Source organism: Mesorhizobium sp. M7A.F.Ca.MR.362.00.0.0, from assembly GCF_004023175.1.
Classification (GTDB): Bacteria; Pseudomonadota; Alphaproteobacteria; order Rhizobiales; family Rhizobiaceae; genus Mesorhizobium.
This window is the reverse complement of sequence record NZ_RZTF01000309.1, coordinates 1-7,168: the sequence shown is the minus strand read 5'-3', so window position 1 is coordinate 7,168 and position 7,168 is coordinate 1. Positions and strand designations below refer to the sequence as shown.

Here is a 7,168-nt window from a genome sequence, read left to right as displayed (position 1 = left end):
GATGGGGAGGGGCGATGGCATTACCAGGCAAGGAGCCGACAATCGCGCATGTCGCCTCGATCTCGGTCGAGTGCGCCGATTGCGGCCGCAACAGGTGGTGGCGACCCGATCAGCTGAAGCGGTTCGGGGTGACGGGGAATACGCCGCTGTCCGCTCTGTCGGGCCGCATCGTCTGTTCGGCCTGCCGTGCCGACGGACTGCCGGGGGCGACGGTTACGATCCAGGCGGCGTTTGTCGACGAGCGCCAGCGCGTGCGCAGCGAAGCGCGGATGCTGAATGAGCGCGAGGTGCCGCTGGAGGGATCACGGCGGGCTTGAGTTTTGTCGAAGGGAGGGTGCCAGCGCTGCTTCTTCCTTCTCGCAGGGGGAGAAGGAAGAACGCCCCGTCCTCAATACCCCAGCAATTCCTTCAGCGGAATCACGCGCCAGACATGTTTGATGGCGTAGCGGTTGAAGGTCAGCGTCTTCGGCGGATTGTACTGCTCGACCACCAGCTCGCCCGCCGTGCGCTTGACCAGCTTCTTGATGAAGGCCTTGCCGTTGCGCTCGTTTTCTTCGGGGAAGGTCTCGATCACCACATGGTCGCCGGGCACCGCGTCGCGGCCGCCGCAATAGATCAGGTCGCCGGGCTCGTAACGCGGCACCATGGAATGGAATCCGAGAGCACGTGCAGGGCGAACACCTTCGGCAGGTTGCGCACCCCCGGCGGGCGCTGGACATAACCCGCCGGCTCGCCGTTGAAGGTGAAATCGCCATCGTCGCCGCCGACGGCCGCGCCCAGCACCTCGATATCCGTCGACCCGGCGGGTAGCGGACCGGCATCGGTGACGATCTCCGCATCGGCGACCGGTCCGGCATCGTCGAGAAACACGACCTGTCCTTGACCCAGCGCCACCGGGTCGACGCGCAGGAAGGCGGCGGTCTTCAGGAGGTTCTCGGTCTTGGGCAGATTGCGGCCGGTTTCCCAATTGCCGACGGCGGCGACATCAGTGTCGTTGTGCTCGGCGATGTGGCGCATGACCAGGCCGCGCTGCTTGCGCGCCTTGCGGATCGCCGCCCCGACCTTGATCGACAGTTCCGTTCTTGCCATGGCGACCATGTGAGTGATGAAAGTGGCTCTCGTCTATGAAAGAATGGCTTGCATAAATTTGTGAGTTATGCTTATATATGGTTATGCAAAACCTGTCCACCTTTGATGGCGCAATGGCGCCGGCCCCGTGCGCGGTGTGCCCGGCGGCTGTCGCCCCCCTTTCATCCCGGCTGTCCTCCTCCCCGGTCAGGATGAAGCCCGAGGCTCGGTGCTTGACTGCACCAGCCCCGGGTCCGGTCCGCCCGTCTCCGGCGACCGGAACGGCCGGAGCCGCCGCTCCCAGCGGCTCCGGCCCCCAATCCGACCGGCATGGCGCCGGCGCTGTTTTTTCGGCTGGCCGCTCCTGCATCCGCACCGAGGACGGCACCGTCATCCTGTTCGACAGGCCAACGGGCAGGGCGGTTTCCGCCCTGGATAGAAACACGGCCGAGGCGCGGCTTCTGCACCTTGCCGGCGGGAAATCTACCCAATCCGGCTGAGGCTGGTCGGCTGACAGCCGGCTCTTGAAAAACAACCTGACTGCGACCCGGCCACCGGGTCGAACCTTGACGCTGCCCGACGGCGCGCGGCCGAACTTTGGATGGAGCTGGATATGGCAAGCTATAGCGACGCGGAATTGCACGAGATCGGCCGCTGGCTGAAGGACGGGCTTTCAGCCTCCAGGATTGCAGTCGCGTTCAGCGCGTTGCGCGGCAGCCCGGTGTCGCGCGACGCCATCATCGGCATCGTGCACCGCAACGCCATGCTGGGCGCGATCGGTTTTGCCAATGGTAAGGGACCGCCGCCGCGAGCCAGACGCGCGGTGGGCAAGCGCGCTGAAAGCAAGCGGGCGACTGGCGCCCCGGGGACTGCGACGCCTGTCGTCGGCAAGATGCATGGCGTGCTTGCCGCCAAGGACATCCCCGCGCGTGAAGTGGCCCGGCCCAGGCGCCATTCGTTCGTGCGCGAGGTAGGCGTGCTGATCGCCGACGGCGTAGCCTATCGCTTGGAGACGCCGGCGGCCATTGGCCGGCAGCCGCATGGCGTGGCGATGCGTTTCATCGATTGCCTGTTTTCCCGCTGCCGCGCGCCGCTGGATCTGACGGTGGAGGAGGATTCTGAAAACGATGCGCCAGGCAGCCGGCCGGGCGCCGACATGCTGTGCTGCGGCATGCGCACCAGGGCGCTGAAAAGCTATTGCACCTACCATCAGGCGCGCTTCCAGCGCCGCGTATTTGTGGCGGGATGAGCCCGCTCTCCCATTGCTGCGCCAGTCCCCTCATCCGGCCCTTCGGACACCTTCTCCCCGCTGGGGAGAAGAGGAGGCACCGACGGCTGCAAGTCTCCTCTCCCCTCGGGGGTCCGAAGGACGGGCGAGACACGTGACTCGCCCCGGAATGGTCAGCCGAGCGAAGCGGAGGCTGGGTGAGGGGTTGCCTCGCTGCACAGAGGTGGAGGATCTGAGATGAATCAAGCCCGGAGCAAAATCGCCAAAACCTTACTTCGGCATTTGCCGGCCTTGCTTGGGCGTGCGGCTCTGCATGCTCCTTGCGTCCATCGCCATCGCCGGGTTGCCCTCGTCGACCAATATGCCGGTCACCCGGGCAAAGCCGGTAAACACCTTCATGGCGTCGGCTTCGGAAATCTGCGCGGCGATCGCCGCGCTGCAGGCGTTCAGCGCACTGCGGTAGACATGGCCGCGTCGCTCGAGCGGCCAACGCTGCAGAAAATCGGCGGCTTCGCTGACGCTGTCGATCTCTTCGATCTCATCTTCCACCCGCACTTTGAGCGGCACTCCGGTTTTCATCGTACCCACGGCGTTCACCTTCGCTTTGCGCGCGGCTCCAACTACCGCATCGATAAACGCGCCCCGCTGGCGGCCGGTTGCATCAATTTTTCGGCCGGCGCGCGATCCTTATGGGCTAGCCACCGCGTTCAGCCAGTCATGGGCGCGGCTTTTGGGCCTGGCCACCAGTATGTTCTGTTGCTTGGCCGCCCTGGTGAAGGCGTCGAATGCGATGCGCTGGCAGCAGATGCCTTCGACGGCGAGCGTAACCAGCCGCGTCGCCTCGAGATAACCAGGTGCTGTCTTGTCGGGCCATTGGTGGCGCAATGCCTCGGCTGCGCCGGCCACCGAACTGACCAGCATGGTTTTGTTATCGCAAAAGCGCACGGTAACCGGCATGAAGGCTGTCATCGGCGAACCTCCCCTTGGCATGGACGCGACATAACGTCGAAAGCTCGCGCCGGTTCCATCAGCCTGGATGCCGGGCGGCAAGGATGCTGGCGCAGCGGCGAGGAGGCGACGACCTCCGATTCAACGAAGGCCAACCGAACGGCGGCTCTCTCCGCCCTGCCGACCATGTGGGGAGATGCCCAACAGCGCGAAGGATCGCCGCTTTGCCGTTCTCCATCATCCCGAGCCAACCAGGAGCCTCCCATGAGCAAAAGGACCAGACCCGTCAAACCGCAGGCGCCGAAATTGCCGAAGGGCGAGGCCGAGCAGGTGCGCATACGCCGCGAGATCGGCCATGATTTCGCGCTCAGGGATGACGCCTTCGGCCGCAAGCGGCTGGCGGCGGGCACGCTGGAGGCTGCTCGTGTCTACGAGATGTCGAATGACGGCTACGCCGCCACCGGCGGCATCGTGCGGGTGCGCGCCATCGATGCGCTTGTCGGCATCACCTCGCTGTCGCGCCAGCAGCGCGAGGCAGGTCTGCGCTACCGCGAGGATTTCCGCTGCAGCCAGCAGGCTGATGTCAAGCCGATGCGCTGGACCGAGCGCGTCGACGGCGGCCGCGATGGCGGCGGCATCGCCGACAGTGTGCTCGACGCCGGCAGGGCCTATGCCGCCGCCACAAGAGCGCTAGGCCATTGGGAGGTGGCCGCCGTGGTGCGACAAGTCTGCTGCGCGGACGGTTCCCTCAAGCGCCTGTCCGAGCAGACCGGCGAAGGCCGGAACGTGGTGACGAAGCTGCTGAAGGTGGGGCTGGATTTGTTGGCAGTGCATTACGGGATGATGATGAGGCGGTGAGGGGTGAAATGGATCCGACCGGCGATGCCTGCCGGATCGGTGATCAAGCCCGTTCCACAGGTTCGCAAGATGTGATGAACAATGCGGACCGGGCGCAGATACCCAGGCGCCTAAAACAAGGCCCGCTCCAATGGCCCCGCCAGTGTCTCGGCAAAGCCCGTCGCCAGATGGTGCCTGTCACGAAACGCCAGCTTGCCTGATATGACGACGTGGCAGGTGGTCGGGCCGCAGAATTGGTTGGTGAGGTCGATGTAGCGGGTGTCGGGCACGCTGGTCACCACGGCGCGCTCGGCGGCGGCGGTGCTGTCGTTGGCGGCTTCGGCTCTTGGCGTGTCGCAGTGCGGCGAGGGTGCCTCGCGCCACCACAGGGTGCGCGCCACGCAGGAGCCGGCGAAGCTGGCGTTGATCGGCGTGTCGCGGATAACAGCCGTCTCGACACCGGCCCGGCTGAAGGCCTGCAAGGTCGAGCGCAGGCCGGCCTGCCAGCGCGCTACTTCAGCGGTGCGTTCGGCCGGTGGCAGGTCGCGGATCAGATTGCCGATGGAAAATTCGGAGATCACCACCAGGCGCGGCTTGTGGCGGATGATCTCTGATATGGCCTGCTCGCGCCAGGCGTCGCATTCGGTGTAGTCGCGCTTCAGCACCGTGTTGAAGGTGGAGAGCCGCGAGGCGCGGCACGATGATTTGAGATAGGTGATGATCTTTGTGTCGTTGCGCCTGGCTGCTTCGATCAGCGGCGTCGACCACTGGTCGGCGTGCGAATCGCCGAACAGCACGATGGTGCGGGTGGCGTCGGCCGGGCCGAACATGCAGGGTTTCGGCGTCACCGTTTGGAAGTCGGCCAGGCAGTTCTTGTCGACAGCCCGCGCGATGGAAGGTCTTTCGACCGCCTGCTCGATGCCGCGCTGCTCGGGGCCGATGTTGCGCGTGGCCAGATGCGCGTTGGCATAGGCGACCGCCACGCCGGTGCCGGTCAGCATCAGCGCGGGAACCAGCACAAGGCCGGGAAAAGCGCGAAGCGGTTTTGCGCCTGGAATGGCCTTGGGAAAGGCGCGGGCGCCCACCGCCATCCAGGCGCCGCGCCGCGCAGGGTCTTCGATCAAATGATAGGTGAGCACCGACAGCGCGAGCGCCAGCACGCCACAGCCAAGGCGCTGCGGCACGGAAAGCTCCGGCGCCAGCATCCCGGCATAGACGATGACCGGCCAATGCCAGAGATAGAGCGAATAGGAGAGCGTGCCGATCCATTGCAAGGGCGGCAGGGACAAAGCGGTAGCCGGGCCAATGGCTTGCCAGCCGGTCCGCCTATTGCTCTGCGGCGCGCCGACGCCGCTCAGCAGCACCAGCACGGTGCCCGCCACCGGCAGCAACGCGTACCAGCCGGGGAAGGGCAGGTCCTCGCTCAACAGGAGATAGGCGGTCGCGATCAGCGCCAGGCCGAACCAGCCAAGTGCTGCCCGCAGCCAGATGCGATGCTGCAGCAACGCAATGGGGACCAGCGTCGCCAGGCCGCCGGCGGCGAACTCCCAGGCGCGCAGCGGCGAAAAATAGAAGGCCCAGGCCGGCGCCGCGCTGGTCAGCCACTGGCAGGCGGCGAAGGAGGCAAGACCGGCAACGCCGATCACGGCTGCGGCCGTTCGCCGGCCCGGCCGCAGCCAGGCGGCCAGCAGAAGCAGCGCCGGCCAGGCCAGATAGAACTGCTCCTCCACCGACAAAGACCAGAAGTGGATGAAGGGATTGCTGGTGGCGTCGGCGGCGAAATAGTCGAACGACCAGCGCAGCAGCCAGAGATTGATGGCATAGGCGGAGGCGAACATGGCGCCGCGCGAATAGAGCGCCTGCTCCTGCGGCGCCAGGATGAAGTAGCCGGCGGCCAGCGTAACCAGGATGACGAATAAAGCTGCCGGCAGAAGCCGCCGCGCGCGCCTGGCATAGAAGCGCCAAAGGTCGAGCCGGCCGGTCTCGCCGATCTCCTGCATGAGATGGGTTGTTATCAGCCAGCCCGAGATGACGAAGAAGATGTCGACGCCGGCAAAGCCGCCGGGGAGCGCGGTGAGGCCGAAATGGTAGGCGACGACACCGCCGACGGCGAGCGCGCGCAATCCTTGTATGTCCGGCCGGAACGATGCTGCCACGACGGCTCCTTCGTGCAAGGCCCAGCCCCTGCGCAACGTCGGCCGGGCAGGCTGATATCGCAATGCAACAAATTTATCGCAGTGCAACATAGAGCAATTTTATCGCGGTGCAACATAGCAGGAAGGGAAATGGGCCGGCGCGCCGGCCGGGCTTGATCGTTGCGTGGCGGGCTTGTCCGTGCGCCCCGCGGCAGACGCAAAACAGCCCCGCGAAGGGGCTGTTTCTCATCGGGCCGCTGGATTGCTACTTGCTGCCGCCGTTCGCTTTCACGCTGCTGCAGAATTCCGGATGGCTGTTGGCCGCAGTGGCGTCCTTCGCCTCGTCCTCGCAGGCCTTCATCATCGCGGTCTGGTCGTCCGGCGTAAGGGCCTTCCAGGCCTTCACGAAATCGTCGTCGCTGACCATCGTCTTCCTGCTGGAGTCGGTGTAGAAGGGCTGCATCTTGGCCGGATCGTCGAGAGCCGACGTGCCGGTGTCGCTCGCGGCAAGCGCCGTACCGGCAACCATCGAGAGCGTCATCGCGCCGAAACAGATCATCTTGATGTTCATGGCGGTACTCCTCCTGTTGCTTTGGGATCGTCGAAGCAACGATCAGCTGGAAAACGACAGGTTTGGGTGAAAGTTCCGGGGTTTTTTGCGCAAAAATCCCGAAACGAAGAAAAATATAGTCGAAAAACTTGAAACTTTCCCCGATTTTTCCCGTAAGAAGCGAGTTTATCGGGTCTCTCGTGCGAGACTGACCACCAGCCGATCGACACTGGGGTCGTCGAGACTGACGATATGGGCCATCTGCAGCGCTCGCCTCATGCTGATCCTGGCGACGTCCTGCCGCATGATGACGGATACAAAGGCCGGCCCTGATCCGGTGAGGACGATCGCCCTGCCTACCAGAACCGGTTCGGAGATGGGAGCCCACTGCACGGCCATGAT

8 protein-coding genes and 2 pseudogenes are annotated in these 7,168 nt (G+C 65.0%); 4 read left to right on the top strand and 6 right to left on the bottom strand.

What is annotated here, in order from left to right; genetic code table 11:
- Positions 1–317, top strand: a 317-nt coding sequence (locus EOC06_RS27870) for a hypothetical protein (RefSeq protein WP_245470132.1), incomplete at its 5' end; no start/stop codon positions are given.
- Positions 318–388: 71 nt separating this feature from the next.
- Here EOC06_RS27870 and EOC06_RS27865 read toward each other — a convergent pair.
- Positions 389–1,098, bottom strand: a pseudogene (locus EOC06_RS27865) (XRE family transcriptional regulator).
- A 203-nt stretch (positions 1,099–1,301) separates the two neighbouring features.
- Here EOC06_RS27865 and EOC06_RS27860 point away from each other — a divergent pair.
- Together EOC06_RS27860 and EOC06_RS27855 are read left to right on the top strand one after the other, a co-directional pair.
- A complete protein-coding gene (locus EOC06_RS27860; RefSeq protein WP_236382727.1) occupies positions 1,302–1,568 on the top strand; it encodes a hypothetical protein in 267 nt (88 codons plus the stop codon).
- Positions 1,569–1,681: 113 nt separating this feature from the next.
- Entirely contained in the window at positions 1,682–2,317 is a 636-nt protein-coding gene (locus EOC06_RS27855; protein ID WP_128309296.1) for a GcrA cell cycle regulator, read from the top strand.
- Between the two features lie 249 nt (positions 2,318–2,566).
- On the opposite strand, the gene EOC06_RS27850 is transcribed toward EOC06_RS27855, so the two are convergent.
- A complete protein-coding gene (locus EOC06_RS27850) occupies positions 2,567–2,875 on the bottom strand; it encodes a DUF982 domain-containing protein (protein ID WP_164749149.1) in 309 nt (102 codons plus the stop codon).
- A 108-nt stretch (positions 2,876–2,983) separates the two neighbouring features.
- Complete coding sequence (locus tag EOC06_RS27845) at positions 2,984–3,265, bottom strand: DUF982 domain-containing protein (RefSeq protein WP_127268742.1); 282 nt, start codon at positions 3,263–3,265, stop codon at positions 2,984–2,986.
- Between the two features lie 243 nt (positions 3,266–3,508).
- On the opposite strand from EOC06_RS27845, the gene EOC06_RS27840 reads away from it, so the two are divergent.
- Entirely contained in the window at positions 3,509–4,102 is a 594-nt protein-coding gene (locus EOC06_RS27840) for a DUF6456 domain-containing protein (protein WP_128309295.1), read from the top strand.
- Positions 4,103–4,212: 110 nt separating this feature from the next.
- Here EOC06_RS27840 and EOC06_RS27835 read toward each other — a convergent pair whose 3' ends face one another.
- The 3 genes and pseudogenes from EOC06_RS27835 to EOC06_RS27825 form a co-directional block, all read right to left on the bottom strand.
- Complete coding sequence (locus EOC06_RS27835; protein WP_128309294.1) at positions 4,213–6,237, bottom strand: acyltransferase family protein; 2,025 nt, start codon at positions 6,235–6,237, stop codon at positions 4,213–4,215.
- A gap of 244 nt (positions 6,238–6,481) precedes the next feature.
- Positions 6,482–6,787 carry a hypothetical protein gene (locus EOC06_RS27830; RefSeq protein ID WP_127270646.1) on the bottom strand — a complete coding sequence of 102 codons (306 nt, stop codon included), beginning with the start codon at positions 6,785–6,787 and terminating at the stop codon, positions 6,482–6,484.
- Between the two features lie 165 nt (positions 6,788–6,952).
- A pseudogene (locus EOC06_RS27825) lies at positions 6,953–7,168 on the bottom strand (XRE family transcriptional regulator); the annotation flags it as partial.

Bases quoted from the DNA above. Each gene is read 5' to 3' on its own strand.
- EOC06_RS27855 (WP_128309296.1), top strand. From the start codon at position 1,682: ATGGCAAGCTATAGCGACGCGGAATTGCACGAGATCGGCCGCTGGCTG.
- EOC06_RS27850 (WP_164749149.1), bottom strand. From the start codon at position 2,875: ATGAAAACCGGAGTGCCGCTCAAAGTGCGGGTGGAAGATGAGATCGAA.
- EOC06_RS27845 (WP_127268742.1), bottom strand. From the start codon at position 3,265: ATGACAGCCTTCATGCCGGTTACCGTGCGCTTTTGCGATAACAAAACC.
- EOC06_RS27840 (WP_128309295.1), top strand. From the start codon at position 3,509: ATGAGCAAAAGGACCAGACCCGTCAAACCGCAGGCGCCGAAATTGCCG.
- EOC06_RS27830 (WP_127270646.1), bottom strand. From the start codon at position 6,787: ATGAACATCAAGATGATCTGTTTCGGCGCGATGACGCTCTCGATGGTT.